The 26957-nt window shown below is 55.6% G+C and carries 27 protein-coding genes; 15 read left to right on the top strand and 12 right to left on the bottom strand.

Going from position 1 to position 26957, the window contains the following annotated elements:
* Nucleotides 1-18 precede the first annotated feature (18 nt).
* Genes pdxB through CDH48_RS06705 form a run of 3 tightly spaced genes read right to left on the bottom strand, consistent with a single transcriptional unit; the run spans nt 19 to nt 3081 of the window.
* A complete protein-coding gene (gene pdxB, locus CDH48_RS06715) occupies nt 19-1188 on the bottom strand; it encodes a 4-phosphoerythronate dehydrogenase PdxB (RefSeq protein ID WP_100687948.1) in 1170 nt (389 codons plus the stop codon).
* A gap of 17 nt (nt 1189-1205) precedes the next feature.
* Nucleotides 1206-2492, bottom strand: coding sequence for a DEAD/DEAH box helicase (locus CDH48_RS06710; protein ID WP_100687947.1), 1287 nt, complete (start codon nt 2490-2492; stop codon nt 1206-1208).
* A 16-nt stretch (nt 2493-2508) separates the two neighbouring features.
* Nucleotides 2509-3081: an elongation factor P hydroxylase gene (locus CDH48_RS06705; RefSeq protein ID WP_100687946.1), complete on the bottom strand. Its 573-nt coding sequence runs from the start codon at nt 3079-3081 to the stop codon at nt 2509-2511.
* Nucleotides 3082-3239: 158 nt separating this feature from the next.
* On the opposite strand from CDH48_RS06705, the gene dsbD reads away from it, so the two are divergent.
* Nucleotides 3240-5135: a protein-disulfide reductase DsbD gene (dsbD, locus tag CDH48_RS06700; RefSeq protein WP_100687945.1), complete on the top strand. Its 1896-nt coding sequence runs from the start codon at nt 3240-3242 to the stop codon at nt 5133-5135.
* A 14-nt stretch (nt 5136-5149) separates the two neighbouring features.
* Here dsbD and tusA read toward each other — a convergent pair whose 3' ends face one another.
* Nucleotides 5150-5389 (bottom strand): sulfurtransferase TusA, encoded by a 240-nt coding sequence (gene tusA / locus CDH48_RS06695; RefSeq protein ID WP_100687944.1) that lies wholly within the window; start codon nt 5387-5389, stop codon nt 5150-5152.
* Nucleotides 5390-5473: 84 nt separating this feature from the next.
* Between tusA and CDH48_RS06690 the strand changes: the two genes are divergently transcribed.
* The 10 genes from CDH48_RS06690 to CDH48_RS06645 all read left to right on the top strand — a co-directional run bounded on the left by CDH48_RS06690 (nt 5474) and on the right by CDH48_RS06645 (nt 14715).
* Nucleotides 5474-5764 (top strand): antibiotic biosynthesis monooxygenase family protein, encoded by a 291-nt coding sequence (locus CDH48_RS06690; RefSeq protein WP_100687943.1) that lies wholly within the window; start codon nt 5474-5476, stop codon nt 5762-5764.
* Nucleotides 5765-6037: 273 nt separating this feature from the next.
* Nucleotides 6038-7468, top strand: a complete 1431-nt coding sequence (gene ccoN, locus CDH48_RS06685) for a cytochrome-c oxidase, cbb3-type subunit I (RefSeq protein ID WP_100687942.1) — start codon at nt 6038-6040, stop codon at nt 7466-7468.
* A gap of 14 nt (nt 7469-7482) precedes the next feature.
* Entirely contained in the window at nt 7483-8091 is a 609-nt protein-coding gene (gene ccoO / locus CDH48_RS06680; protein WP_100687941.1) for a cytochrome-c oxidase, cbb3-type subunit II, read from the top strand.
* Between the two features lie 4 nt (nt 8092-8095).
* Nucleotides 8096-8281: a cbb3-type cytochrome oxidase subunit 3 gene (locus CDH48_RS06675; protein WP_100639641.1), complete on the top strand. Its 186-nt coding sequence runs from the start codon at nt 8096-8098 to the stop codon at nt 8279-8281.
* On the top strand, nt 8278-9168 hold the full coding sequence (ccoP, locus tag CDH48_RS06670; RefSeq protein WP_100687940.1) for a cytochrome-c oxidase, cbb3-type subunit III: 891 nt from the start codon (nt 8278-8280) through the stop codon (nt 9166-9168). The genes CDH48_RS06675 and ccoP overlap by 4 nt, the downstream gene beginning before the upstream one ends.
* 135 nt (nt 9169-9303) lie before the next feature.
* Nucleotides 9304-10734 carry a cytochrome c oxidase accessory protein CcoG gene (gene ccoG / locus CDH48_RS06665; protein WP_100687939.1) on the top strand — a complete coding sequence of 477 codons (1431 nt, stop codon included), beginning with the start codon at nt 9304-9306 and terminating at the stop codon, nt 10732-10734.
* Between the two features lie 54 nt (nt 10735-10788).
* Complete coding sequence (locus tag CDH48_RS06660) at nt 10789-11304, top strand: FixH family protein (protein ID WP_100687938.1); 516 nt, start codon at nt 10789-10791, stop codon at nt 11302-11304.
* The gene (locus CDH48_RS06655) at nt 11301-13751 is read left to right on the top strand and encodes a heavy metal translocating P-type ATPase (protein ID WP_100687937.1); all 2451 of its coding nucleotides are present in this window, start codon (nt 11301-11303) and stop codon (nt 13749-13751) included. Before CDH48_RS06660 ends, CDH48_RS06655 begins: the two co-directional genes overlap by 4 nt.
* 50 nt (nt 13752-13801) lie before the next feature.
* Nucleotides 13802-14029: a cbb3-type cytochrome oxidase assembly protein CcoS gene (gene ccoS / locus CDH48_RS06650; RefSeq protein ID WP_227520976.1), complete on the top strand. Its 228-nt coding sequence runs from the start codon at nt 13802-13804 to the stop codon at nt 14027-14029.
* The gene (locus tag CDH48_RS06645; RefSeq protein WP_100687935.1) at nt 14026-14715 is read left to right on the top strand and encodes a sulfite exporter TauE/SafE family protein; all 690 of its coding nucleotides are present in this window, start codon (nt 14026-14028) and stop codon (nt 14713-14715) included. The genes ccoS and CDH48_RS06645 overlap by 4 nt, the downstream gene beginning before the upstream one ends.
* A 16-nt stretch (nt 14716-14731) precedes the next feature.
* Here the strand turns inward: CDH48_RS06645 and ttcA are convergent, their stop codons facing one another.
* Nucleotides 14732-15637, bottom strand: a complete 906-nt coding sequence (gene ttcA, locus CDH48_RS06640) for a tRNA 2-thiocytidine(32) synthetase TtcA (RefSeq protein ID WP_100688108.1) — start codon at nt 15635-15637, stop codon at nt 14732-14734.
* Between the two features lie 87 nt (nt 15638-15724).
* Between ttcA and CDH48_RS06635 the strand changes: the two genes are divergently transcribed.
* Genes CDH48_RS06635 through CDH48_RS06625 form a run of 3 tightly spaced genes read left to right on the top strand, consistent with a single transcriptional unit; the run spans nt 15725 to nt 18103 of the window.
* Nucleotides 15725-16369: a TetR/AcrR family transcriptional regulator gene (locus CDH48_RS06635; protein WP_100687934.1), complete on the top strand. Its 645-nt coding sequence runs from the start codon at nt 15725-15727 to the stop codon at nt 16367-16369.
* 28 nt (nt 16370-16397) lie between these two features.
* Complete coding sequence (locus tag CDH48_RS06630) at nt 16398-17075, top strand: DNA-J related domain-containing protein (RefSeq protein ID WP_100687933.1); 678 nt, start codon at nt 16398-16400, stop codon at nt 17073-17075.
* A complete protein-coding gene (locus tag CDH48_RS06625) occupies nt 17072-18103 on the top strand; it encodes a polysaccharide deacetylase family protein (protein WP_100687932.1) in 1032 nt (343 codons plus the stop codon). The genes CDH48_RS06630 and CDH48_RS06625 overlap by 4 nt, the downstream gene beginning before the upstream one ends.
* Nucleotides 18104-18107: 4 nt before the next feature.
* On the opposite strand, the gene CDH48_RS06620 is transcribed toward CDH48_RS06625, so the two are convergent.
* From CDH48_RS06620 to CDH48_RS06590, 7 genes are all read right to left on the bottom strand, one after another.
* Entirely contained in the window at nt 18108-19142 is a 1035-nt protein-coding gene (locus CDH48_RS06620; protein ID WP_227520975.1) for a MalM family protein, read from the bottom strand.
* 34 nt (nt 19143-19176) lie between these two features.
* Nucleotides 19177-20802, bottom strand: a complete 1626-nt coding sequence (locus tag CDH48_RS06615) for an OmpP1/FadL family transporter (protein ID WP_100687930.1) — start codon at nt 20800-20802, stop codon at nt 19177-19179.
* A 39-nt stretch (nt 20803-20841) separates the two neighbouring features.
* A complete protein-coding gene (locus tag CDH48_RS06610) occupies nt 20842-21852 on the bottom strand; it encodes a flagellar protein FilC (RefSeq protein ID WP_100687929.1) in 1011 nt (336 codons plus the stop codon).
* A gap of 67 nt (nt 21853-21919) precedes the next feature.
* Nucleotides 21920-22720: a C39 family peptidase gene (locus tag CDH48_RS06605; RefSeq protein ID WP_100687928.1), complete on the bottom strand. Its 801-nt coding sequence runs from the start codon at nt 22718-22720 to the stop codon at nt 21920-21922.
* A 127-nt stretch (nt 22721-22847) separates the two neighbouring features.
* Nucleotides 22848-24311, bottom strand: a complete 1464-nt coding sequence (locus tag CDH48_RS06600; RefSeq protein ID WP_100687927.1) for an SLC13 family permease — start codon at nt 24309-24311, stop codon at nt 22848-22850.
* Between the two features lie 51 nt (nt 24312-24362).
* Nucleotides 24363-26117 (bottom strand): N-acyl-D-amino-acid deacylase family protein, encoded by a 1755-nt coding sequence (locus CDH48_RS06595; RefSeq protein WP_100687926.1) that lies wholly within the window; start codon nt 26115-26117, stop codon nt 24363-24365.
* A 47-nt stretch (nt 26118-26164) separates the two neighbouring features.
* Complete coding sequence (locus CDH48_RS06590; RefSeq protein ID WP_100687925.1) at nt 26165-26485, bottom strand: TraR/DksA family transcriptional regulator; 321 nt, start codon at nt 26483-26485, stop codon at nt 26165-26167.
* A gap of 154 nt (nt 26486-26639) precedes the next feature.
* Here CDH48_RS06590 and CDH48_RS06585 point away from each other — a divergent pair, with 154 nt between their 5' ends.
* Nucleotides 26640-26957 carry a phasin family protein gene (locus tag CDH48_RS06585; RefSeq protein WP_100687924.1) on the top strand — a complete coding sequence of 106 codons (318 nt, stop codon included), beginning with the start codon at nt 26640-26642 and terminating at the stop codon, nt 26955-26957.

The raw sequence follows: 26957 nt of genomic DNA, 5'->3' as shown, positions 1-26957 counted from the left end.
AAAGCGGAAGCAGCCGGCTCAGACCTTCAGCTTGAAACCGATGGCACGGAAACTGTCCTGCAGGGATCTGCCCGGTCCTTTCAGCTGCACTTTCAGGCTTGAGCACTCCCGCCGCACCGGATAATCACGGCGCAGGCGGTCAAAAGCCGAGCCGAGCCCGTCAGCCGCTGCCGTCTTCAGGGCATGGCGCAGGCGCGCATCGTCCGTGCGCGGATCGTAGCAGGCCCGCAATGCAATCCTGACAGCCACATGTTCATCGGCCGCACCAGTAAACGAAACTGTACTGAGGGCCGGTTCGGGAAGAAACTGCCCTGCCTTCTTGCGCACCGGCAAGCCAAGGAAATGGCTCGCAGCCTGGTAAATCATTTCGGTTCCCTGAACCTTTCCCTCAAGACTGTAGCCGGCAATGTGGGGTGTAGCCAGCCAGACCTTGTGCACCAACTCCGGGTTAATTTCCGGCTCCTGCTCCCAGACATCGAGCGCTACCAGCGGCGCGCTGGAATCCATCAGCCGCTCGTGCAGTGCAGCACTGTTAATCACCTCGCCCCGCCCGGTATTGATCAGCAGTTGTTCAGATGTCATGCCGGCAAGCTCCCGCTCACCGATCATATGGTAAGTGGGGTGAGCTGACTCACGGGTCAAGGGCGTATGAAGCGAGACGACATCACAGGCCAGCGCTTCATCCAGATCCACAAAAGTGAGCCCGTTCCCGAGCTCACGCTCCGGCTCACGTTCGGCACGGGGCGGGTCACAAAGCCTGACGGTAAAACCGAGGCGGGAGAGCTTGTCTGCCAGCTTGCCTCCCACGTTTCCTGCGCCGACGATACCTACACTGAGCCGCGACCAGTCATCCAGGGCACAGCGCTCTGCGTAAACAGACAGAATGGCAAGCACGTACTCAGCAACACTGTTGGCATTGCATCCCGGCGCTGCGGAAAAGCGGATGCCGTTGTCTTCAAGCCAGCCCAGATCAACGTGATCGGTTCCGATGGTTGCTGTGCCGACAAACCGGGCCCGGCTGCCCTGAAGAAGCGCGCGATCGACCCGGGTCACCGATCGAACCAGAAGCAGGTCGGCGTCGCGAACGTCTTCCGCACTCATGGTTCGGCCGGGAATGCGCCTGATTTCACCAATATCGGCAAAAAACTCTTCAAGCAGCGGGATATTTTCATCGGCAACAATCAACATCACTCAGCCCTGCCTTGTCAGTTCCTGCGCGGACGGGAATTACGCCCTCCCGGACCTCGCCCACCCTGCCCCTGGGACGGGCGGCGGCCACGCTTGCGGGTAATGGGTGGGTTATCCATTGCAGCCATCAGACTCTCATCCGGCACGGTTGTTTTGAGTTTCTGGCTGATATAGGCCTCGATCGCCGGAAGAGCAAACGAATCATCTTCGCCGGCAAAACTGACAGAAACGCCGGTTTTACCTGCACGGCCGGTACGACCGATGCGATGCACGTAATCCTCTGCGTTATCGGGCAGGTTGTAGTTGAAGACGTGAGTTACGCCATTCACATGGATACCACGCCCGGCAACATCCGTTGCCACCAGCACCTGAATGCTGCCCTTCTTGAACTGCTCCAGGGTTTTGAGGCGCTTGTTCTGGGCGATCTCGCCAGACATCAGAGCAACCTTGACTCCCTGATTACGCAAATCCTCCTCAAGATCCCGGCACTGGTCCCGGCGGTTGGCAAACACCAGCGCCTTCTCAACTTCCGGGCGCTTGAGATAGTTCACCAGTACCGGCAGTTTTTCATCTTCACCCACCAGATAAACCGTCTGTTCAACGCGCTCTGCGGTTTTCTGTTCCGGTTCGATTTCCACAAACTCTGCGTTGTTGGTCCACATGGAGGCAAGGTTAAGAACGTCCTGGTTGAACGTTGCACTGAACAGTAAAGTCTGCCGCTCACCCTTTGGGGTACATTTACGGATAATGCGTTTCACGTCCGGAATAAAGCCCATATCCAGCATCCGGTCCGCCTCATCCAGAATGAGGATGTCGATCTGGTCCAGGAACACGTCCTGGGAACCCAGGAAATCGATCAGGCGACCGGGGGTTGCCACAAGAATATCAACGATACCGTTGTGCAGCTGTTCACGCTGTTTGTCGTAGTGCATGCCACCCACTACCGTGACCACCTTGTGGCCGGTGTGCTGGCAAAGCTGCTCGGCATCCTTGGCAATCTGCATGGCCAGTTCGCGGGTTGGCGCAAGGGCCAGAACGCGGGGCTCCGAAGCAAAACGGTCACTTTCCGGTATCGGCGTTTCAAGCAGGCTCTGGATAGCGGTAATTAGAAAAGCAGCGGTTTTTCCAGTGCCTGTCTGGGCCTGGCCAATCAGGTCCTGGCAGGCCAAAGTCCAGGGCAGGGTTTCAGCCTGGATTGGCGTGCAGTATTCAAAACCAATGGCAGCAATGGCGTCCAACAGTCGCTTGTCCAGATTCAGATCGGTGAATCTCAGATCGCCGGTATGCTTTGGGTCAGATGTCATGGAGTCTCAGTTTGCCTCATAATGTTCTTTTTTCAGAGAATAGCGGAACCACACGGGTAACGTCTTCACGCCAGGCCTTATCGAAGGTACTGCCGGTTCCATAAAACGACTGCAGCGTATCAAAAAAGGATTGTGCCCGCTCTGGAAGGCCTCTGGCCAGATAGTCTTCAGCCTGTTCCAGCACTCTGCGACGAAAATCGGCATCGTCAGACGCGCCGTTTCCGGTCAGGTTGTCCAGGCTGATATGAAAACGTGCGCCAGCGGCCACAGAAAACAGCCATTCAATCGCCTGCGGCTTTACCTCTACCTGCTCGAACGCTCTTTGCTGAGCAGGTGTCCTGCCGTCCGGACAGTACCAGTAACCGTAGTCGTGAAGTGTGCGCCTGTGCTCACCTGCAATGCACCAGTGACTTATTTCGTGCAAGGCACTGGCATAATAGCCGTGGGCAAAAACAATTTGCGCGAGCTTTCCGGCACTGCCAGCAGGCAGGTATTCCGGCTCTGCGCCGCCTTTGACCAGAACAGTTCCGAAAGCTTCACGGAACAGGTCATTAAACAGCATGATAAGATCGTTTGTACGGTGATTCATTGGGAAGCTATTGTGCGGCTTTAACGTGTCCAATGCCAGAGGGAACTTTCCCCGGGCCTTTGTGTCCACTGACTCGCTGACTAATATCGGGGCGCCAGGTCATTCCGAATACATGGCTGCCTTTTTGCCACGACTTCAACCGGGAATCTGTGCATTTCATGACAGCTTTATCTACTTCATCCAGCAGCCTCCGCCTTTCAACGACACCGTTAACCCTATTGGTTATCTTTGCACTGTTCTTTACAGTTTCCAGCTCATCCTGGGCACTCGGTGGCAATAAATCCCTGTTCGGCGGCCAGGGCAGCGAATTCCTTCCTGTGGATGAAGCACTGCCCCTGACCCACACCACCGAAGAGAACGCCATCGCCCTGTTCTGGGATATAACACCCGGGCATTACCTGTACCGGGAGCGCATCAGTATCAAAGCGCTCGACGAGGGTGCGAGCGCAGGTACACCACAGTTTTCCAGCCCTGGCACCGAAACCGAAGATGAGTATTTCGGCAAAACAACCGTTTTTTTCGACCCGGTGGAAGCCAGGGTTCCGGTCACCCTGCCTGACAATGTTAATGAGGCCCGTTTCGAAGTCACCTATCAGGGCTGCGCAGAGGCCGGCCTCTGCTACCCACCCCAGACCCGCGAAGTGCTTTTCTATCAAAGCCAGAACTCTGGCTCCGCCCAGAGCTCTGACAATGCAGCGCCGCCAGCCGCCACACAGGCAGACACCAGCTCTGCCACCGGGCTCGCAGGTTTCCTCTCCGAGCAGTCGACACTGGTCATAGCCGGCGTTTTCCTGCTGCTTGGCCTGGGGCTGACCTTCACGCCCTGTGTGCTGCCAATGGTTCCAATCATTTCGTCACTGGTATCCGGGCAGAACACCCGTACAACCGGGCATGCACTGATGCTTTCCGGCAGTTACGTTCTCGGGATGGCACTGACCTACGCCGGGGCCGGCGTGCTTACCGGACTCCTGGGAGCCAGCTTTAACCTGCAGGCACAGCTTCAGTCGCCCTGGGTACTCAGTGTTTTCGCGCTGATGTTCGTCGTCTTTGCACTGTCCATGTTTGACCTGTTTGAAATCCAGCTTCCGCGCGTCATCCGCGAGCCACTGAATGATGCCAGCCAGAGCCTGACAGGTGGCCGGGTGATCAGCATTTTTGGCATTGGCGCCCTCTCTGCCCTGATTGTATCGCCTTGCGTGTCAGCACCTCTGGCCGGCAGCCTGCTTTACATTTCCACAACGCAGGATGCATTGATTGGCGGCATCGCCCTCTTTGCACTTGGATTGGGCATGGGTATTCCGTTAATCCTCGTGGCTGTTGGTGGCCGCAAGCTTCTCCCGACCACCGGGCACTGGATGACCACCGTCAAGCATTTTTACGGCGTCATGCTCCTTGCAGTCGCTATCTGGCTGATCGAACGCCTGGTTCCAGGCTGGATCGGCCTGACGCTTTGGGGGGTTCTGATTGCGATAACCGGCGTTCAGCTCGGTGCATTTGATGCCGCAAAAGCCGGTTGGGAGCGCACCAGGAAGGGGCTGGGCCTGATCTTTTTCGCTTACGGCCTGGCACTGCTGGCAGGAGCTGTTGCGGGCGCCAATGACCCGCTTGCGCCGTTGTCGCCCTTTGTCGCCAAAACATCCCAGTCCGGGGCTTCAGGCAATTCTGCCAGCTTTGATACGCAGCACGCAGACTTCAAACGCGTAACATCGCCTTCTGAAATTGACGCCATGCTGGTGCAGGCCAGGCAACAGGGCCAACCGGTCATGCTGGATTTCTACGCCGACTGGTGCATCTCCTGCAAGATTATGGAAAGGAACGTATTCAGTGATGCAACGGTAGTTCGTTCGCTGGAACCTTTCACACTGCTGCAAATAGACATGACGGACAACACACCGGCCCAGCAGGCCATGCTGGACCGGCTGGGACTGTTCGGGCCACCCGCCATACTGTTTTTCGACAGCACCGGTAAAGAAATGGCACAACAGCGGGTTCTGGGCGAAATGAACAAGAGCCAGTTCATGGATCACATCAATGGTCTGAAACCGGCTATCTGATTGCCTTGAAACCGTTAACTGCCGCGGCGTATAAGGTAGACAAACCGGTCATCCTGCTCCGTGTGGCTTAGCAATTCGTGCCCCAGAAACTGACAAAACCTTGGAATATCCCGGGTTGTTGAAGGATCTGTCGCGGTCACTCGCAGAACCTTGCCCGGCTCCACGTCGTTGATGCGATTATGCAGCATCATGACCGGCTCCGGGCAAAAAAGGCCGCTGGCGTCCAGTTCGGCATCGTATTCGGCAGCGCTCACATCCTGTCTCCTTCTGTCTGATCTGTTTTTTCAGAAATACGTGCTAAATTACTGTTTATACCATTAAAACATCTGGAGGTTTGCATGATCCGGGTTCTGATTGAACGGCATATTGCCGAATCACTTGAAACTGCCTATGAAGAACGTTCCCGTCTGGTTCTGCAGCGGGCGGTCGCTGCACCAGGGTTTATCTCCGGAGAAACCCTGGTCGACAGCCATGACCCCAACCACCGCATAACCCTGGCCAACTGGCGCTCGGAGGCCGACTGGGACCGCTGGTACCACTCTGACGACCGGCGCGAACTAATGGCTGAACTGATTCCCATGATGGACAAAGATGAAGCCATCACGGTACTACAGCAAAGCGGCGTCTGAGCCGGGGGAAAACACCTCCCGCCAGAAAAACCGTAAGGTCATGATCCGGAACGTGGCATTTTTTGTTCTTAGTCAATTTTGACAAGTATAACTTGCACGTTCGCAAGGCTATCATAGAACCTCAGCCGACATGGCGCTCGGGAAAGGCGCCACACTGCCGGCCTGGGTGCATTTGATGGATGTCAGGAGTTGATGCGAATCATTGCAAACAGCTAATGGTTTCTCCATACTTGCGCCCGCATAATTCCCCACTCTGAACCCATTGGTAAGGCTATGAGCACACAAAATCCGAACCTGACATATAACTACAAGGTGGTGAGACAGTTCGCCATCATGACAGTGGTATGGGGTATTGTTGGCATGGCGCTGGGCGTGTTAATTGCAGCACAACTGGTTTGGCCATCCCTCAACCTCGATCTGCCATTTACCCACTTCGGTCGCCTGCGACCGCTGCACACCAACGCCGTTATCTTCGGCTTTGGCGGCAGTGCCCTGTTTGCAACGTCCTACTATGTGGTTCAACGTACCTGTCAGGCCCGTCTGATTTCGGACTCACTGGCTGCCTTTACCTTCTGGGGCTGGACCGCAATCATTGTTGCTGCAGCCATTACCTTGCCACTGGGTTATACCAGCACTAAAGAATACGCAGAACTGGAATGGCCAATTGATATTGCCATTACTGTGGTCTGGGTCACTTACGCCCTGGTGTTCTTCGGCACCATTACCAAGCGCAGCACACCACACATCTACGTTGCCAACTGGTTCTATGGCGCGTTTATTATCACCATTGCTGCACTTCACATTGGTAACAACCTGGCGCTGCCGGTCAGTGCGTTCAAATCCTACTCTGCCTACGCCGGCGTAACCGACGCGATGATGCAGTGGTGGTATGGTCACAACGCAGTAGGCTTCTTCCTCACGGCAGGCTTCCTGGGCATGATGTACTACTTCGTTCCCAAGCAGGCTGGCCGCCCGGTATACTCCTACCGCCTTTCCATCGTCCACTTCTGGGCGCTTATCGCCACCTACGTATGGGCCGGTGGCCACCACCTGCACTACTCTGCCCTGCCAGACTGGGCCCAGACCGCCAGCATGATTATGTCCCTGATTCTGCTTGCTCCGTCCTGGGGTGGCATGATCAACGGCATGATGACCCTGTCCGGCGCCTGGCACAAACTGCGCACGGATCCCATCCTGCGCTTCCTGGTGGTTTCCCTGTCGTTCTATGGCATGTCCACCTTCGAAGGCCCGATGATGTCCATCAAGACAGTTAACGCCCTTTCACACAACACAGACTGGACCGTTGGACACGTTCACTCAGGTGCTCTGGGCTGGGTTGCCATGATCAGTATCGGTGCCATCTACCACCTGATTCCCAAACTCTGGGGTCTCAAGGAAATGTACAGCACCAGCCTGATCAACGTGCACTTCTGGCTGGCAACCGTGGGTACCGTTCTGTACATCGTTGCCATGTGGGTTAACGGCATCATGCAGGGCCTGATGTGGCGCGCGGTCAACGACGACGGCACCCTCACCTACAGCTTTGTGGAAAGCCTTGAAGCATCCTACCCGGGTTACTTTGTACGCTTCCTTGGCGGCGTCATCTTCCTCACCGGCATGCTTTTCATGGCCTATAACGTGTACATGACCGTGCGCCAGAAAGAAGCGGCTGCCCAGGACAACGCGGCAGTTCAGGCGGCGTAACGGAGAGAGACCTGATGAAACACGAAATTGTCGAAAAAAATATTGGCCTGATGATTGTCTTTATCATCCTGGTCATCAGTGGTGGTTTTCTGGCGGAAGTGGTCCCGCTGTTCTTCCTGAAGGAAGTCAACGAGCCCATAGAAGGCCTTGAGCCTCTGACGGCGCTGGAGCTGGAAGGCCGTGACATCTACATCCGCGAAGGCTGTCACGTTTGCCATACCCAGCAAATCCGTCCGTTCCGCGCTGAAACAGAGCGTTACGGCCACTACTCCGTTGCGGGCGAGTTCGTATACGACCGCCCGTTCCTGTGGGGTTCCAAGCGCACAGGGCCTGACCTGGCCCGTGTAGGCGGTCGTTATTCCGATGCCTGGCAGCGCCAGCATCTTTATGACCCGCGTAGCGTGGTTCCCGAATCCAACATGCCTGCGTTCCCCTGGCTGTTTGAGAACCAGGTTAATCACAAAGGCACGGCCGCAAAGCTGACCGCACTGCAGACTCTGGGCGTTCCCTACTCGGACGAGCAGATTGCCAACGCAGCTGGCGAAGTGGAAGGCAAATTTGAAATCGAAGCCCTGGTCGCATACCTGCAGCAACTGGGCACCGTGCTTTCAGACAAGCGGTGATTTAATGGATATTAACGAGTTACGCGGCGTTCATACCCTTTTGGTGATGGCGGTTTTTATCGGCATCATCTGGTGGGCATTCAGTGCCCACCGCAAAAAGGCAAACGAAGAAGCAGCCCACCTGCCGTTCGATGATGACGAGGTGGAAAAGCGTACTCTTGAACAGGAAAAAACGGAGAATAAACAATGAGTACCTTTTGGAGCATCTGGATCAGTACGATCGTGCTCGTGGTGGTCTTTGGTTGTGCCTGGCTACTCTTCGCAACACGCAAGAGCCAGACAACTGACGTAGAAACCGACCGTACCATGGGCCACTCTTTCGACGGCATCGAAGAGTATGACAACCCGCTACCCAAGTGGTGGTTCTACCTGTTTGTAGCGACTGTAGTCTTTTCTCTTGGCTACCTGGCACTCTACCCCGGCCTGGGTAACTTCAAGGGTCTGCTGGGCTGGACCTCAACCAACCAGTGGGAAGCCGAAGTTGCCAGGGCTGAGGAGATGTACGGGCCAATTTACGCCCAGTATGGCAGCACCCCCGTGCCGGAACTGGCTAAAGATGGCGATGCCATGAAGATCGGCCAACGTCTGTTCGCCAACAACTGTGCTGTGTGCCACGGCACCGCCGCCCGCGGCCAGGTTGGCTTCCCCAACCTGACAGACGATGACTGGCTTTGGGGTGGCACACCGGACGCAATCCTGCAGACCCTGAAAAACGGACGTATGGGTAACATGCCCGCCAAGGGCGTAATGCCAAATATGACCAATGAGCAGGTAGACCAGGTGGTTAACTACGTACTTTCGTTCAGCGGTCGCGAGAAGGATGCTGCGGCGGCCGAGGCCGGCAAGGCAGTATTTGCCCAGGCCTGTGTTGCTTGCCACGGGCCTGACGGTAAAGGCATGCACGCTGTCGGTGCACCTGACCTGACGGATAATATATGGCTTTACGGCTCTAACTATGAGTGGATCCGGGAGACTGTTTTGCACGGTCGCCAGAATGAAATGCCCGCCCAGAGCGGTCGGCTTTCCGATGACCAGATCCAGATTCTGGCTGCATACGTTTACAGCCTGTCGAACTGATGTTCCTGCCGGGCCCTGGGCCCGGCGTGGTCTGCTCAACCCTGTGTCTGCCCTTGCGGGCACAGGCTTGAGAAGATCAGCAGTAAGCTCGCATAAGGCATCGCTCCCGCATTACGCCCCATCTGGAGGTACCCCATGAGCAATGAAATACCGGTCAAACAGGTTGACCCCTCTCCGGATCCTTCTGGCAAAGGGAGTAAGCCAGAAACTGTTGAACTCTATGCCAGCCGCAAAAAGATCTATGTCAAAGAAGTAAAAGGCCTGTTTCAGCGAATCCGTACCGTGAGCCTGATGGTTCTGATGAGCATGTATTTTCTGTTCGTGTGGCTCACCCTCGATGGCAATCCGCTGATTCACTTCGATCTGCCCGCCCGGGAATTTCACCTCTACGGTGTCACCTTTTACCCCAAGGATTTCTTCCTGCTCTCCGGCATGCTGATCATCTGCGCCTTTGGCCTGTTTTTCATTACCACCCTGTTCGGTCGAGTATGGTGCGGTTATACCTGCCCGCAGACGGTTTGGACCTTCATTTTCATGTGGGTTGAAGAACGCATTGAAGGCAGCCGCAACAAGCGCATGAAACTGGACAAGGCCCCCAATTCCAAAGAAAAAATATTCAAGAAGTCCGCCAAACACGCAGTCTGGCTGTTTATTGCCCTGATGACGGGGCTCACATTTGTCGGCTATTTCTACCCGATTCGCGAACTGATTGCCGATCTGTTTACGTTTCAGGCCAATGGCTGGGCCTATTTCTGGGTAGCGTTTTTCACCATAGCCACTTATCTCAACGCGGGCTGGATGCGCGAACAGGTTTGCCTGTATATGTGCCCGTATGCGCGTTTCCAGTCTGTCATGTTTGACCCTAACACCCGTATTGTTTCCTACGACCCCAATCGCGGCGAGCCCCGTGGCGGTCGCAGAAAAGACGTAAAGCCGGAAGACGTTGGCCTGGGCGACTGCATCGACTGCGGGCAATGTGTGCACGTGTGCCCGACGGGCATTGATATCCGCGATGGCCTCCAGTACGAGTGCATTGGCTGCGCACTTTGCATCGATGCCTGCGATGAAATAATGGACAAGATGAACTACCCTCGCGGCCTGATTCGTTACACCACCGAGAACGAACTTGAGGGCAAACCGTCGAAACTTCTGCGGCCACGTACTTTCGGTTATGGTGCCGTCCTGACTGCCATGATTACGGCGATTATTTTCGTGATTGCGACCCGCGTGCCGGCCCAGATGGATGCGCTGAGAGACCGGGGGGCACTGTTCAGCTTCAATGGCCAGGGAAACATTGAAAACTCCTATACCCTGAAAATAGCGAACATGTCGGAAGTACCCCAGACATTTAACCTGTCGGTACAAGGCCTGGATGGTATCCGCATTCTGACCCAGACCCAGGTAACGGTAGACAGTGGCGAAAACCGCTCCCTGCCTACTGTGGTGGATGTGCCGCCGGAGTCTATCCCGCAATCGAACAACGAAATTATCTTCCATGCACAGTCTGAAACGGATGCTTCACTCAAGCTGGAAACCGAAAGCCGATTTGTCGGTCCAACCCGGTGATCCCGTGGGGATCGCTGGCCGTTGGTAACCCGTAAATAAATGAGACTGAGCAATATGAATCAAGAAGTACCCACTGCGCCCTGGTACCGGCAACCCTGGTTCTGGTTCCTGACCATAGCGCCTCTGTCTGCGATCACGTTCAGCATGTTCATGCTGGTTGTCGCTTCGAACATGAAAGATACGATGGTTACGGACGATTATTCAAAAGAAGGCCGGGGCATCAACCTCGAGATAGCCCGTGACAAGGCTGCTGCCGATATGGGCCTGAGGGCGGATATGGCATTCGAAAACCGCAGCATTCTGTTGAACGTCAGCACGGAACAGGGAGCGGCAGGTTTTCCTTACCTGATACTCAAACTGTTTCACCCAACGCTCTCGCAGAAAGACCGCACCATTCAGTTCCGGAATGATGGTAATGGCCATTACACTGGAAACATGCTGGATGACATCAAAGGCCGCTGGTATTACGAACTCACGGGGCCGGATAATGTCTGGCGACTGAAAGGCGAAGCCCGGTTGCCGACAGAAGGTTACCTGCATCTGAGTCCGCAAGGATCCGCCCAAGGGTGACCCCCGTGGATTGTTACCATTGCGGTGAGCCGGCTGACGGTGAGCCGCCTATTTCCCTTGAGCTCGATGGTTCAACAAAGTTTTTCTGTTGCCAGGGCTGCAAAGCAGTGTGCGAGACCATCCATAACGAAGGCCTGACCGGCTTTTATGAGTTTCGTACAGAAGCTGCAGTTACTCCCCGCCAGCTGACAGACTCGGAACTGGAGCGGCTCAGGGAGCTGGACCACCCCCTGGTGCAGCAAGCCTTTGTCTCCCCGGTTAAAGGTGGCCAGGAAGCCCAGCTTCTTATTGGCGGCATCACCTGCGCGGCCTGTATCTGGTTGCTTGAGAACCATATGAAAAAGCAGCCTGGGGTACTGTCTTTTTCGGTAAACCATACAACCCAGCGGGCGCGGCTCGTGTGGGCTCAGGACAAGGCTGCCCTCAGTGAATTACTGATTGCCATTCACGAACTCGGCTACACTGCCCGCCCCTACCAGTCGGATGCGGTTGAGGACCAGCTGAAAGCTGAAAATCGTTCCATGCTGATTCGCCTTGCAGTGGCGGGCATCGGTATGTTCCAGAGTATGATGCTCGCCTTCCCCCTCTATTTCGGGTTTTCCAGTGGTCTGTCGCCCGAATTTGTGGCGTTTTTTCGCTGGTTCGGGCTGCTGGTTGCCACACCGGTAGTACTGTACAGCGCGGCACCGTTTTTTCGTAACGCACAACGGGATATCAAAACCCGGCACCTGACCATGGACGTGCCGGTGGCAATTGCCATTGGCCTTGCCTACCTCGCCAGCGCCTGGGTAACCGTTATGGGGGGCGAGGAAGTCTACTTCGAATCCGTTTGCATGTTCACTTTTTTCCTGCTGCTGGGGCGCTATATTGAAGTGCAGGCCAGGTATCGTGCCGGCCTCACGGGCAATGCGCTGGCGGGGTTCCACCCAACGGTTGCCACAAGGGTGACCGGGGAAGACACGGAAATCGTACCCGCGCATGAGGTTAAACCCGGTGATGTGGTTCGAATCCGGCCAGGTGAAACCCTGCCTGTTGACGGTGTGATTCTGCGCGGCCAGTCCACGCTCAACGAATCTGCACTTACCGGCGAGTACCTGCCGGAAACCCGGGTGCCGGGTGATAGTGTTCATGCGGGCAGTATCAATGGTGAAAACCCGCTGGATGTTCGGGTCGAGAAATCCGGAGCCCAAACGCGCCTGTCCGGAATTCTGCGGATACTGGACCGTGTCCAGTCCGAAAAGCCGCCGGTAGCACGTATGGCGGACCGCATTGCCGGCAAGTTCGTAGGCCGGGTACTTATTCTTGCACCTGTTGTCTGGATAGGCTGGTGGCTTGCGGGCGCAGACAATGCCTTCGACATAACACTTTCCGTTCTCGTGGTAACCTGCCCCTGTGCACTTTCACTTGCAACGCCCACGGCTATTACATCCGCTACCGTCAAACTGAGGCGCATGGGTTTCCTGCCTACCCGGGGGCATGCCCTCGAGTCCATGAATTCTATCGACACTGTGATTTTTGACAAAACAGGCACCCTCACACGGGGAGAACTCAGCCTGGTCGATACCCGTATCGTGGGTAGTATGGACAGACAGGCGTGCCTGCGCCTCGCCTCCGGTCTGGAGCAACACTCTGAGCATCCTATTGCCCGGGTTTTCCACAACCGGCCGGCAGCGGCTGTTAGCCACGTCAATAACCACCTGGGTGGGGGGCTCTCGGGCCAGTTTGAGGGTCAGTCATTTTTCATCGGGCACCGGGATTTTGTCGCACAGCAGGTGAGCGCACCGGTACCCGAAGCCGAGATCCATTCAGGCATGGAAATCTGGCTGGCCTCGAAAAATGAGTGGCTGGCCTGTTTTCGCCTTGACGACCAGCCCCGGGAAGATGCTGCAAAGGCAGTCAGGGCACTGCAGGACGCGGGTATCCGGACATTGCTGCTCAGCGGTGATCGCTCTGGCCACGTTCGCCAGATTGCCGACATGCTCGGCATCGATGAAGCCATAGGCCAGGCTTCACCAGAGCAGAAACTGGATGTGCTGAAAAAGCTGAAATCGGAAGGACATAAGGTCATGATGGTGGGGGACGGCCTTAATGATCTGCCATCCATGGCGGGCGCGGGTATCTCCGTAGCCATGGGGACCGCAGCCGACCTCACCCAGTTGAAAGCAGACGCGGTTTTACTCAATGGCCAGCTGATGCAATTGGTGGAGGCACTGGATACCAGCCGCCGCACGCGAAAGATCATTCGCCAGAACATGACGTGGGCGCTTGTCTATAACGTCTGCGCCCTGCCTCTTGCCGCTGCTGGCCTGGTGCCGCCATGGCTTGCCGCGATAGGCATGTCACTCAGCTCACTGATCGTTGTGCTCAACGCATTGAGACTTGGCAAACGAAGCCGCCCGGTAAATCCCGGCAATGCACCGGAGTTTGGCGTACAGGTTACGCCCTGATACCTTAATCTTCCGGCTTTAATTACGAGGCTTATTCCGTGGAAATTTTAATGTTCCTGGTGCCGCTCATGCTCATGCTGGTTGTGGTGGGCATCGCGCTGTTTTCCTGGGCTGTCAAGAACGGCCAATACGATGATCTGGAGGGCCCGGCACACCGCATTCTTTACGATGACGACATAGACATGATCCCGGAAGAGGCACGCCAGGACAAACCCGGGCAGGCTGAAACACCTGCCAGCGAACAGGACGACACTGAGAACAAACCTGATCAGCCATGACGCCAGACCTGTATATCAGCTACCCAAGCGCCTTTCTCATTGGCCTGCTCGGGAGCACACATTGCCTGGCCATGTGCGGCGGTATCAGCGCTTCCCTTTCCATGGCGCTGCCCGTGGGCAAGGGCTTTCGCCTGCGCCAGTCACTGCTCCTGCTTGCCTATAACGTCGGGCGCATCGCCAGCTACTCGCTGATCGCCGCCCTGGTGGCGTTGTTGAGTACAAACGCCGCGGATCAATGGTCCCAGCTTGGCATAGTTCTGAGATCGATTGCGGGTTTACTGCTGATATCCATGGGGCTGTCCATGGGGCAATGGTGGCAGGGCATACGCTACGTAGAACGCATTGGCGCCCCCCTGTGGCGGCACCTGTCACCTCTGGCCGGGCGACTGCTCCCCATCAATCATGCCGGCCAGGCCCTGGCCCTGGGGGCGCTTTGGGGCTGGCTGCCCTGCGGCCTTGTGTACAGCACTCTGGGCTGGGCGGCCCTGCAACCTACAGTGGGTTCTGCGGCGCTCACCATGATGTTCTTCGGGTTGGGCACCCTGCCTTCGATGCTTGCCACCGGCTACGCAGCGAGCTCGATAAACCGTCTGAAAAGCAGCCTGGCTTTCCGCAGGGTCGCCGGGGCCATGCTGGTGGTTTTTGGACTCTGGACCCTGCCGCTGATGGCACTGACCGGCCACTGAAACACCATTCTTGACACTACAGGTTCAGCACATCGAGCCGGCCAAAATTCGGCTCGGGATTGTCTTCCGGGGTTGCTGTCTGCACAGCCTGGCGCTTGCCGCCAAGGCGCTTGCCTTCCCGGAAATCGTAGAGATCCTTGTCAGCGAGGTGTGAAGGCTCCACGTTACAAAGCGCCCTGAACATGGATTCCAGCCTGCCCGGGTGCTGTCTGTCCCAGTGCTGCAGCATGTCCTTGATAACCTGGCGCTGCAGGTTTTCCTGAGAACCGCAGAGGTTACAGGGAATGATCGGGAACTGCCGCAACTCTGCATAACGCGCTATGTCTTTCTCCCGGCTGTAGGCAAGAGGCCGAATAACCGTGTTACGACCATCATCGCTGTGCAGAACCGGCGGCATGGTTTTGAGCTTGCCACCATAAAACATGTTCAGAAACAGGGTCTCAAGCAGGTCGTCACGGTGGTGCCCTAGCGCAATGCGGGTAACCCCGTGCTCTTCAGCGAAGTTATAGAGAATACCGCGACGCAGCCGTGAACAGAGCCCGCACGTGGTTTTACCCTCAGGCACCTTGTCTTTGACTATGCTGTAGGTATCTCTTTCGATTATATAGTATTCAATACCCAGTGCCGCCAGGTATTCAGGCAGGACCTCTTCGGGAAAACCGGGCTGTTTCTGGTCCAGATTAACGGCGATCAACTCAAACGACACCGGGGCACTTTTCTGCAGATTGAGTAGGATGTCCAGCATGGCGTATGAGTCCTTGCCACCGGACAGGCAACACATTACCTTGTCGCCTGCTTCAATCATGGAGAAATCGGCGATTGCCTGACCGACTTCCCGGCGCAGACGTTTTTGCAGTTTATTCTGCTCCAGTTTCTGATTTGGCTCGTATTCAGGTTTATGGAGGTGTTCCGGGCTGTCCATTTTAACTTCGGGCATATCGACGGTGGTCTGTGGGAAAATGGACGTAAGATTATACGCATCCAAGGCATTGAGGGACAGGTGACAGACATGGATATGTTAAACACGGAAAAACGGCACCCTGGCAAGCGGGAACGGAACCGCAGGCGTAACCGTGAGGCAATCCTCACTGCTGCCCGTCTCTGTTTCCAGGAACAGGGGTACGAAAATGCCACCATTCGCGATCTTATCAACAGAACCCACCTCGCCTCCGGCACTTTCTACAATTACTTCCGTAGCAAACAGGATATTTTTGCAGCGCTGCTGACGGATTTTCTGAGCGGCCTCAATGAGCACCTGATCCGCTCACGCCGTTCTGCGGATACAGCAGAAGATTTTATCTACCGCTCCTACTTTGCTCTTTACAGCGCGACTGCAAGAGATCCACTGGTATATGAACTGGCCCACCGCAACGAGCGCGCCCTGAAGCAACTTTTTGGTTCTGGCATACTCGGGTTAATTATGATGTCTCTTGAGGACGACGTGAGAAACGCAGTCAGGCACGGGATTTTGCCGAAAATTGATGAGGAATACTTTTGCACCGCCCTTTTCGGGGTTGCTTATGAAACCAGCCTGATGGTGGCAAGGCGTGTATACAGAAATCCGGGCCGGGCCGAGGAGGAAGTGGAAAGGGCGAGCAATTTCTCAACGGCGCTGTTTACCGGTGGGCTCGCCCGATTGGCTGCCCTTCCCTGAACGCCCCCACTAGCCTACTATTGGCACCATGAATAATGCCCCGACCTGCCCGGACACCCCGACGCCCGCACCGGCAGCCACAACTGATCCTCTGCTGGAGCAGCAGATACAGCACATGCTTGTGGCCGTTGAGCATGAGCTTCGCATGTCATTGTCAGGCACAGACGAGCTTAACCTGATCAAAACCTTGCAAAAATCTCCATGGAGGCTGATCGGTGATCTGGATTTTCACGATACCGGGCAACTCTACCCTGTGCATTTCCTGTTGTTCCACGTGCTTTACAGGCTGAGGGATAGCCTGGCAAAGAACGGAGAGAAGCTGCATATCTCGCCCTTGCGTATCGTTATTGAGCATCAGGATCTGGTTGATGAAAACGGCTTGCCCGGTACCATGGACAGCCTTCGCCATTTCTACCTGGACCTGTCCCAGTACAGAATGCCGAAGGAAGCCCTTGAACAGATGATGAACAATTTCTGGGTCGGCCACCGGAATGCCGGGCCAGACAAACAGGAAGTCCTGCTGGCAGCAAAAACCCTCGGATTCGATTCCGTTCCTGACTGCTTTCTGGTGGTAAAACACGCATTCCGCCGCGCGGTGATGCAGGCCCACCCCGATCGTGGCGGTGATACCGAAGCGATTCAGTCTCTCAATGAGGCTTTTTCTGTTATGAAGGCACACTTCAGCCAGATGATGGAGCAATCATGAAAGTAACAACCTTGCGCATACCGGCAATCTTTTCCCTGTTCCTGCTGGCCAGTTTCACGGTGAACGCCGACCTTGTGGTGCTTCAGTACCATCACATCAGCGATGACACCCCGCCATCGACCAGCACATCCATCTCCCTTTTCAAGGCGCAGCTGGACATGATTGATGACCTGGGCCTTGATGTGGTTGATCTGCACAGCGCCACGGAGGGTCAGTACTCCGATGAACCGCCTGCAGATCAATACATTGCCATCACTTTTGACGACGCCTACGAGTCTGTCTATACCAAGGGCGCCAGCATCCTGCAGGAACGTGGCCTGCCCTACACCATATTTGTAGACACTGCAGCCATAGGAAGCCACGGCTACATGACCTGGGAACAGCTTGAGGAGCTGGCCGTGCGCGACGGGGTAAGCATTGCCAATCACGGCGCCGGGCATGGACATCTGGCGCGCAAACAGGGTGAATCGGAAGCCGACTGGGAAACACGTGTCACCCGCAGTCTCGATACTGCGCAAGCCGAACTGAAAAAGAGACTGGGTACCGACCTGCCCCTGTTTGCCTACCCCTATGGCGAGTTCGACAAAGCCCTTGAAGCCGAAGTGGCCGAGCGGGGCTGGTATGGGTTCGGGCAGCAGTCCGGCGCCATAGGACCGCTTTCAGGGAAAACCCGTTTGCCAAGATTCCCCATGGCCAACGCGTACGGGCAGCTCAATGGCCTCAAGGACAAGTTGCGGAGCAAGGCCTTCCCGATTGATACCAGCAAGTTGCCGGATGGAATCATGGAGTCAAACCCTCCTGAGCTTACGTTGCCGCGCACTGACGAAATACAGCCTGGCAGGCTGACCTGCTTCGCCTCCGGCATGGGGCGGATTGACTTCAAGGTGTCCGAAACGAGCATTACGGTGGAAGCGCCGAAACCCTTTAACAGCCGGCGGTTCCGTTATAATTGCACCCATCCGGCGCAGGATGGCAGTTTCTACTGGCTGTCGCAACAATGGCTCGACCTGAGCCAACCTGAGGACTGACCGTTTAATACGCGTCTTCCAGGGTCAGCCCGAACTCACCGGTGCGGACATGGGGTATTTTCTGCGGGCCACGACGTGTGTCAACAACTGTCTGGCCTTCCAGATCCTCGTTACGGGTAAAAATCAGCATCCAACGCTCATCACCAGCGGCTGACACCGGAATCCGGGCTTCCAGATAGCCCCGACGGTGCCAGTTCTCCGGCTCAAACTCCATGACCAGATCGGTCACCAGCCGCGTGGGGGCAAGCTCTCCGTCCAGAAACAGAACCGAAGGCACGAAAACGCCATTATTGGCATAGGACCGCAATCGCAGAATCTTGCCCTTTAGCTGGTCCTCACGGGGCAAGGCGATCAGCTGATAGGGACTTTGGCCAGTAAGAAAGCCATGTGTCGGTGAGTTTTTGGTCACATGGACTCCAAACTCGCGGCCTGCCTGCCAGAGCTGTTGGTTTTGTGTGTCCAGTGTCCGGCAACAGGTTTCCGAAAATCGCTCAAGGTAGTTATCAGGCTCATCGGCTACACCGAGAATGGCAAACGCATCCGGGTCATGGCCGGCCACGGGTTCGGATACCAGTGGCGTATCACCAGGGCGATACACCTTCGCCTGCGTGGCTACGGTTGGCGGTTTGGTAAGTCCTTTTTCCTCATCTGTGCGGGTATCAGGCTGATAGTAGGTAACTCTCACGTTTCCGCTGGCATCACGCCAGGTAAAGTAAGGCTGGCGCTCGCCTTCCCGCACATAACCCCGGCGCCGGAGTTCCTCGGCATCCGGATAGTCAGCAGGCGTAAATTCATCTTCAATCTCATCGCCGGCGCGCGCCCTTACCGGTGCTTCCGGCTGGTCTGGCGGCGCCTGTTCCTGCGCTGATACTGGTTCCTGCGCTGACACTATGGGTGAATAACGCACCCGACCCTGTTCATCCACCCATGAAAAATAGCCTTCCCGGCTGGATACCGTGGACCCGCCTATCTGGCAGCCAGACACCATCACTGCCAGAGCGGCACATGCAACAGCTGTAAGTTGTCTGTTCCTGGTCACTGAAATGCCCTTGTGGACGCCAGGCAGCCTGAGGTCAGAATTTTTTCCGGAAGCTGAGGCCCGCCATAACAACCCGCAGAGACGTCTTGACGTCAAGCCCGGCGTAGGGGTTATAGATAATATTGGTAATGTTATCGCAGTTCAGGTTGCAACTGGTATCTGCCGGTATGGTTTCTACCGAATGCAGATAGCTCAGGTTCATATCTATTTCCGTATTTTTATCCCATTTGTATCCCATGCCAATACTGTACAGGTTAGCTCCACCGAAAGGTGCCATAACCGAGCGCTGATCATCCGGTATCACCGAATCGCGAATCTCGACGCCGGCTCTAAGGTCAAGCCGTGATGAGGCATGGAACTCCATGCCGAAGGCCCAGTTCCACTGACTTTTGAAGCCCAGGGGCAACTTGAGAGTGCTGGGCGTGGCGTTATCCGGCGACAGGATGCGGGCTGCGTTAAGGAATTCCAGATTCCTGTCAAAACGAAACAGGAAGGCATCCCACTGCTTGTAGTCAGTCCAGCCAATATCTACGTTAAGGGTCAGCTTCGGATGCACATCTACGCTGATACCTGTCTGGAAATGCTGTGGGTACACCAGATCCATACTCACGTTTCCGGCCTCCCGGGGCGCACCCGAGGGCAAGCTGAGAATGGCCGACGTAATAGCGCCCAGCACCGAGCCGTTTACACTCTGCCAGAAACCGGACCAGTCGTCGGTGTATTCAATTTCAAAGGTGCCCTTCATGTTCATTTCAGCTTCTGAGGTGTAGCTTGCCCCCCAGCTGAACCAGTCTTTCGGCTCCCACATGACGCCCAGCGTGTAGGTGGGCGACAGGGTTTCCTGGACATTGATACTCAGGGCACCAATATCATCCCAGGGTCCGACATTACCGCCGCACAGTGCCAGCCAGGGTTGCAGCGGCTCATCCCCGCTTTCGCAGTTGAACGCATCCTGAAGAATCTCAGCCACACCCAGCAGCAGGTTAGGCGCGCGCATGTACTGATCCGCCGCTATACCCATGTGGGAGAGATGAATGCCCGCACCCACAGACCACTCATCGTTGATTTTGTAGCCCACCGTTGGCGAAAGATAGGTTGTACGCTGAAGCGCCGTCGCCTGAGGCTGATACCGGGCAGGGTCATCTTTGTCACGATAAAAACCTGCCGCCAGTGGCAGATAAAAGGCGTTACCGAAGGTCAGTTTTGAGCCGGGCGGATTGATACTGATCCCCGCAGATGGGGCAATCGCCGGCCCGGGTGGCGCCCGGAGAATGCCAAAACCGGGAACATAAAGCGCAGCATTGTTGCTATGGCTGTGGGTGTTGGCTACCGGATCGCGCTGTTTGCCGGTATTCGGGTCGATTTCCAGGCCATCAATGCCAAATATCTCGTAGCCTTCCGGTGCCGTAAAATTTGCGTCGATATCCAGATAGACGCCCATCAGATTCACTTCCAGCTGACGACCATCCAGTTTCGTCAGGCCCGCCGGGTTGTAATGTATGGCCATGATCCCCGGGGGATCAGCTGTAACGGCATTACCCAAAGCCAGTGCCTTGGGGTGAATCGTCAGATTCTGGGCCAGCTGGGCCTGGGCACCACATGAAAGTGTCGTGGCGACCATTGCCGCGAGAAGCTGACGCTTGTGGCTGTTATATCCCATGAAGTCCTTCCCTTCCCGTTAAACTGGCATCGGCGGCAGTCACTCTTTGAGGCCGGAGAAATTAATGGGCAGGGACACACCCAGGGAGAAGTCCGGGGCATCCTCGGTCAGGCCAATACCGAGACTGGTATTTACAATCGTGGTATCGCTGACCCGGGTTCCCAGTGACATACTCAGGAAACCGGTCATCTGATCCTGAGCCACGGCCTGGTCACCATTGGAGAACGTCAGAATGGTTTCATCGCTGTAACTCAGCTGTGCAGAAATACTCAGAGAGATATCGTAGGAAAGTGAATAGGCAAAACCTGCAGAGCCCGAAAGGCTGAAGCCGGGCTCGACTTTCGTGAGCAAACGGGCCCCACGGACCTGCTGAAGATCTTCGGCAGGCAGGTTGTAAGTGACGCTGGCAGAACCGAATACAACAACCGGATCAAGTACCTTCGAAAGACTGGCACCGCCACCAAAGGAGTAATAACCGCTACCGGTTGAAAGCTGCTCCTTGATATCAATTTCGTAAGGGCTGACACCCGTCTTGCTGGTAAAGGTGCCGAACAGGGTTGTCGACATTTTGCCCGGCACGTAGGCAAAGGGCTGCCAGCGACCGGTAAGGGAAATATCGCCGAAATCGTAGATGTTCAGTTCATCCTCGGTATCGTACTTCACCACCAGGGGAACTCGTGCTCCCACGGTCAGGTTATCCAGCAAACCAAAATCATAGGTAAAGGCATTGGTGAAATTGTGGGTGGCCGAGGGCACCACATCCAGATTTCTTACCGAGCCATTGGTGATGGCAAGATCAAGGCGCTGGTCCGCCGTATAGGAATAATCGAAAGAATAGTTAAGGGAATGAGTACCTTTTTTCTGCAGCGAGTAGTTTTTCTCCGCCGCCTGAAAGACCTCCTCAAGCTGGCGTGCAGAATCCTCATCCCCCTCCTGTTTTGCGAGCGCGTCCCTCGCCTGGTCTACACTACCCTCCTGCGCCAGGGCTGTGCCCGGAAGCATACCTGCCGCGGAAACAAGGATAAGACCTCGCACAAACCAACGATTCATCCTGACTCCCTTAATTTTTATCGGTACTCGTTTTTTTTATTGGAAACAGCCCTGGGCCCGGCACATATTAATTACGCCGGTAATGCAATTGCTTTCTTGTATTCTCAACACTGCCATCCGGATTGTTCTTCTGGCGTTCAAGCAAATTCTGGATGCGCCTCTCTGTGGCTTCATGGAAGGTGGGTATCCGTTCCAGCGCTAGCAGTGTCATGGTCTGATCGTCTACAAAGCGCAGGTCTTCTTCCTTGAGTTCCAGGCTATCCAGTGGCTTGTCACTGCCCGGGAAAACAATGAAAAGCACGTTGTCATCCCACTTTTCCTCAAACTGCGCCACGGTAAACGACAAATTCCCCACCGCCGGATCAGCCAGATAAACACGGCCATCGCGAATGGTCCGGAGTACAACGAAGTGCTTGAAGCCGGCGTGCTGGATAGGAACAATCGCCGGGTGGTCAAGATCAATAAGGTCATCAATGGTTGCGCGGAAACCGCCGGAGGGGTAACCCAGTGCAGTAACGAGGCGCTTCATATCGAGCATGGAAAAGGCCCGGCGGGCGACGATGCGTTCGCTTTCGCCGTAGTGCAACAGGCCCTCCATGACCTGGCGCTCGGACAAGGAGCGGCCAAGATAGAAATTCAGGACAGTCGTCAGGGCGGCACTGCCACAACTGTAATCGTAAGCCTGACGCACGATGTTACGGAATTTCTGCTCCACCAGAGGCTCAATACGAAAACCTGTGCGCAGCTTCGCAGGGCTGGAATCCACCTTCTGCTCCACCACGACAGTGCCCCTTTCATAAGGCTCTACCACGGTTGCTTCCTGCACCATGGCAAATGTAAGAATGGATCCAGCGAGCACCAGCAGCATGTGAGGCGAACTTCCTGTTTTTATTATCTGTAACGTTTATCGGCTTACATATTGTTACGGTAAGATACCGAAATAGCGGAGGGCTTAAAGATAACTGTGCCTCAAATCTGGTGCTGCGGCAGATCAGTCAGAGGGTAAAAATCAGGTCCAGAAGCAGGTAACACAAGAGCGTTACCACCACTATGCCTGCGATATTGAGGGCAAATCCGGCGCGGATCATGTCGCCTATTTTCATGTGGCCACCGGAGAACACAATGGCGTTGGGCGGCGTGGCAACCGGCATCATGAATGCGCAACTGGCGGCAATGGCGGCCGGTACCGTCAGCAACAACGGCGACACCTCCTGCGAAAGCGCAAGCGCCCCCAGAAGCGGAAGGAAAGCTGCGGCAGTTGCGGTGTTACTTGTCACTTCGGTGAGGAAGATAATCACCGTAACAACCAGCATGATCATAACGATCAAGGGCAATACACTGGCGACACCCATGCTCGCTGCAATCCATTCCGCGAGCCCGGAACTGCTGATAACGCCTGCCATGGCAAGTCCGCCACCAAACAGCAGAAGAACACCCCACGGAATCCCTTTGGCCGTTTCCCAGTCGAGTACAAAAGTCTGCTCTCGTGTACTGACCGGAATGATGAACATGGCGATCGCCGCGGATACGGCAATACCCGTGTCAGTGAGCCACGGCATGATACCCGCAGACAGCAGCGGCCGGAAAATCCAGGCACTGGCAGTTACCACAAAAACAAGTGCCACCAGCTTTTCGCCATGGTTCATTGGCCCCAGGGCCGCAAGTTCATCACGAATAGCCTGGCTGGTTCCTTCCTGCCGGGTCAGCCCGAAATCCGCCCGTGTCAGCCACCACCAGACCAGTGCCAGCATAACGAGTGATACGGGAACACCCAGCAACATCCACTGGGCAAAACCAACGGAAACACCCTGGGTTTCACTCAGATACGCTGCCAGCAGGGCATTGGGTGGTGTCCCGATCAGGGTAGCAACGCCGCCTATACTGGCGGAATACGCAATGGCGAGCAAAAGTGCCGTCGCGTAACGCTGCACATTCTCAGGCTGGCCATTTCCCATCATTCCGATAACCGACATGCCTATGGGCAGCATCATGATTGCCGTTGCGGTATTGCTCACCCACATACTCAAAAACGCAGTTGCCAGCATGAAACCGGCTATCTGGCGTTTGGGCTCATTACCCACTGCGTTGAGGGTCATCAAGGCAATACGGCGATGGAGATTCCAGCGTTGCATTGCCAGCCCGAGGGTAAAACCACCCAGGAACAGAAATATAATGGGGTGGGCAAACGGCGAGGTAGCCTGGGAAATACTCCCCAGACCAAGCCCTGGAATCAGGACAATCGGCAGCAGGGCGGTGGCAGGAATCGGGATGGCTTCAGTGGACCACCAAGTGGCCATGAGCAACATCAGCCCCAACGCAGACCAAGCCTCCACCGACATGGACTCCGGCGGCGGTAATAGTACAGTCATCAGAAGCAACCCGGCACCGAGGAACAGCCCGATCAGCTGGCCTTTGGGATATCCCTCCCGCTTTTCGTTCATCTGAAGTTGTTCAGACATTCAACCACTCCACGTCACACGGAAACATTCGGCGAAGGATAATGCCTGAACTCAGCCGGCAGGGCGATATCCGGCCTGCAAAAACCGGCCAAAACCGGTCTTTTTACCAAGATCTGCCTCCGGCACTCCATCGGAAACCGCCAGGCGGCCGTTAATAAACACGTGCCTGATACAGCCCGGCACCCGGTTCACCATTCGCTTCAGGCCAAAATTCTCCATTTCGGCCCACTCTACCTGTTCCAGATCCTGGCTCAGGCCCCGGGGATCCAGAATGGTGATGTCTGCGCGGTCGCCTTCCCGGATATGGCCGGCGTCTATACCGAACCAGTCAGCCTGCTCACCGGTGAGGCGGTGCACCGCACGTTCAAGCGACATGATTGGCTGGTCCTGCTGCTGGCTTTCCAATACCAGCTTCAGAAACCGCAGAGGCAGGTTGTAGAAAGCCATATTACGAATGTGTGCGCCGGCATCCGAGAAGGTAATCAGGGCATCGGGGTGAGCCACCATTTTACTGAGCCGGTCCTTGCGGTGGTTGCCAACAACGGTATACCAGCGCAGCGCACGACCGTGGCTGACAACCATATCAAGGAAAAAATCCACCACATGAATGCCACGCTCCAGAGCCAGCTCTGCGAAGTTGCGCCCGACAACCGACTGATCCGGGCAATCAAGAATAATCGCATCGCCAAAATCCCGCTGCCAGACCCTGGGCGAAAGCTTTTCACGGTAGAACTTGCGGAACTTCCGACGGTAGCCTTCGTCTTTCAGCAGCTCATTGCGCTCAAGCTGGTCGCGAAGGTCCAGCGCCATCTCACCGGCACCAAACTCCTCGAACAGAACAATGTCCATACCATCGGCGTAAACCGTGAAAGGCGTTGGCAGCAACTGCCAGCGAAAATTGCCACCGAAGCTGTTTGCGATACGGCTGACCAGACTGGCCATGGGTCTGACAGTCGGGTTGCCCTTGAGGTCGATCATGGCGATCAGCGTTGTTTTGAGCGGTTTGCGTAGCCAGCCCAGGGTTTCGCGCAGGTATTGGGTTACCTGTAAGGGGTTGGCGGCATTGGGCGCGCCCTGATGCACGCGGTCGTATCGGCGCAGCAGCCTGTTCAGGCGACTGACTTCGGGCCAGCGGGCATAGGTGCTTGGCAGGCTCTTGGACCATTCCCTGTCACCATCCACCTTGTCCCACTTGAGACACATGGTCGATAAACCAAGAAAACCCTGTTGCAGCGCCTCCTCAAGAAGATTTTCCATCTGCTGCTGTTCCTGTGCCGTGGGTCGTACCGTCCGGTCAGTTGCACGGTGCAGGCCCATCACCGCTGTCCGGAGATCGCTGTGCCCAAGAAAGCTGATGACATTGGGGCCGAGGGGGTGATTTTTTATGAAATCAACCCAAAGTGCGGGCGTATTCCATTGCTTGTGAGCCTGCAAAATGGGGAGTACTTTTTCCCGGGGTACGGTCTCCACCCGGGTAAAGATATCCGAGGCGTCTTCTGCCTCGGAGCACACCATGCTGAGTGAGCAACTGCCAATCAGAACCGTTGTCACCCCGTGGCGTACGGATTCCGAAAGCGCCGGTGACACCAGTAACTCGGCGTCATAGTGGGTGTGGGTATCCAGAAACCCCGGTGTTACCCAGCAACCGCTGGCATCAATTACATTGCTCGCCAGGGCCGGATCGGGTTTCTCATCAAAAACCCGTGCAACCCTGCCCTCATGGACAGCAATGTGGGCAATTCGGGATTCAGCACCTGTGCCGTCGAAGTACCGGCCTCCGATAATCAGTGTGTCATAAAGGCTCACAGCGACAGTCTCCTTGTTATTATTGGTTTCGGTTCTTGTGACGCAGTTCAGCCCTCGGCGCAGTCAACACAGACCGTGGTATAGGGAAGAACCTGCAGTCTTCTGGGGTCAATTTTTTCTCCGCAGACTTCACATTCATCACCCACGCCCTTGTCAATGCGCTCCAGTGCGGTTTTTATCTTGGCCAGCTCCGCCCGGGTTTCCGCTTCCAGAGAGTCCACCACCTCGTCGTTCTGGGTTTGCTGGGCACGTTCTTCGGAATCCTTGTCAAGGGCACCGTCCTTGCGCTGCTGATGGGCTTCATAGCGGCTAAGACGTGCGGTCAGATCGGCTCTCAGTGTTTCCAGTTCTGCTTTACGCTGGCTCATTACGGACCTCCAGGGCCTGTTCTGTTTATTATTGAATGGTCACAGCTCACATTAAAGCATAGGCTCAATACAAGATTGATATTTGTCACAATTCTGGCACGCTAAAAACGTAATATAAGCCATGAACACAACCTGCATGCAAAGGAGCTGTATTATGAATAGTGACATGTTAGAAAAAGCCACACGCCTTAATCAGACGCTTTTCGAGCAGTTTAGCAAAGCTGCAGAAATGCAGATGAATGCGTTCCGCCGGTATGCCGATGTCGCAATGGAGCAGGCGAGGGAGGTAGCAGAAGTCCGGGATCTTGAAGGCCTGAAAACCGTCACCAGCAAACAGGCCGAGACACTCAAGTCCATGAGTGAGCAATTTACGCAGGACTGGAAAGAGTGGCAAGACTACATGACAGAGGCCCGCAAAGAAATGCAGAAAGCGGTTTCGGGCGAACCGTCAGAGACGCCCGAAACGAAATAG

The organism is Marinobacter aromaticivorans, assembly GCF_002806975.1.
Lineage (GTDB): Bacteria > Pseudomonadota > Gammaproteobacteria > Pseudomonadales > Oleiphilaceae > Marinobacter > Marinobacter aromaticivorans.
This window is presented reverse-complemented; position numbering and strand designations above follow the sequence as displayed.

Excerpts from the sequence above, each read along its gene's own strand:
- CDH48_RS06690 (WP_100687943.1), top strand. The coding sequence starts at position 5,474 with ATGATCCGGGTTCTGATTGAACGGCATATTGCCGAATCACTTGAAACT.
- ccoN (WP_100687942.1), top strand. The coding sequence starts at position 6,038 with ATGAGCACACAAAATCCGAACCTGACATATAACTACAAGGTGGTGAGA.
- CDH48_RS06590 (WP_100687925.1), bottom strand. The coding sequence starts at position 26,485 with ATGAGCCAGCGTAAAGCAGAACTGGAAACACTGAGAGCCGATCTGACC.
- CDH48_RS06645 (WP_100687935.1), top strand. The coding sequence starts at position 14,026 with ATGACGCCAGACCTGTATATCAGCTACCCAAGCGCCTTTCTCATTGGC.
- dsbD (WP_100687945.1), top strand. The coding sequence starts at position 3,240 with ATGACAGCTTTATCTACTTCATCCAGCAGCCTCCGCCTTTCAACGACA.
- ttcA (WP_100688108.1), bottom strand. The coding sequence starts at position 15,637 with ATGGACAGCCCGGAACACCTCCATAAACCTGAATACGAGCCAAATCAG.
- CDH48_RS06615 (WP_100687930.1), bottom strand. The coding sequence starts at position 20,802 with ATGGGATATAACAGCCACAAGCGTCAGCTTCTCGCGGCAATGGTCGCC.
- CDH48_RS06600 (WP_100687927.1), bottom strand. The coding sequence starts at position 24,311 with ATGTCTGAACAACTTCAGATGAACGAAAAGCGGGAGGGATATCCCAAA.
- CDH48_RS06610 (WP_100687929.1), bottom strand. The coding sequence starts at position 21,852 with ATGAATCGTTGGTTTGTGCGAGGTCTTATCCTTGTTTCCGCGGCAGGT.
- CDH48_RS06705 (WP_100687946.1), bottom strand. The coding sequence starts at position 3,081 with ATGAATCACCGTACAAACGATCTTATCATGCTGTTTAATGACCTGTTC.
- ccoS (WP_227520976.1), top strand. The coding sequence starts at position 13,802 with ATGTTCCTGGTGCCGCTCATGCTCATGCTGGTTGTGGTGGGCATCGCG.
- CDH48_RS06660 (WP_100687938.1), top strand. The coding sequence starts at position 10,789 with ATGAATCAAGAAGTACCCACTGCGCCCTGGTACCGGCAACCCTGGTTC.
- CDH48_RS06635 (WP_100687934.1), top strand. The coding sequence starts at position 15,725 with ATGGATATGTTAAACACGGAAAAACGGCACCCTGGCAAGCGGGAACGG.
- CDH48_RS06625 (WP_100687932.1), top strand. The coding sequence starts at position 17,072 with ATGAAAGTAACAACCTTGCGCATACCGGCAATCTTTTCCCTGTTCCTG.
- CDH48_RS06675 (WP_100639641.1), top strand. The coding sequence starts at position 8,096 with ATGGATATTAACGAGTTACGCGGCGTTCATACCCTTTTGGTGATGGCG.
- ccoG (WP_100687939.1), top strand. The coding sequence starts at position 9,304 with ATGAGCAATGAAATACCGGTCAAACAGGTTGACCCCTCTCCGGATCCT.
- CDH48_RS06630 (WP_100687933.1), top strand. The coding sequence starts at position 16,398 with ATGAATAATGCCCCGACCTGCCCGGACACCCCGACGCCCGCACCGGCA.
- CDH48_RS06710 (WP_100687947.1), bottom strand. The coding sequence starts at position 2,492 with ATGACATCTGACCCAAAGCATACCGGCGATCTGAGATTCACCGATCTG.
- ccoP (WP_100687940.1), top strand. The coding sequence starts at position 8,278 with ATGAGTACCTTTTGGAGCATCTGGATCAGTACGATCGTGCTCGTGGTG.
- CDH48_RS06605 (WP_100687928.1), bottom strand. The coding sequence starts at position 22,720 with ATGCTGCTGGTGCTCGCTGGATCCATTCTTACATTTGCCATGGTGCAG.
- CDH48_RS06585 (WP_100687924.1), top strand. The coding sequence starts at position 26,640 with ATGAATAGTGACATGTTAGAAAAAGCCACACGCCTTAATCAGACGCTT.
- pdxB (WP_100687948.1), bottom strand. The coding sequence starts at position 1,188 with ATGTTGATTGTTGCCGATGAAAATATCCCGCTGCTTGAAGAGTTTTTT.
- ccoO (WP_100687941.1), top strand. The coding sequence starts at position 7,483 with ATGAAACACGAAATTGTCGAAAAAAATATTGGCCTGATGATTGTCTTT.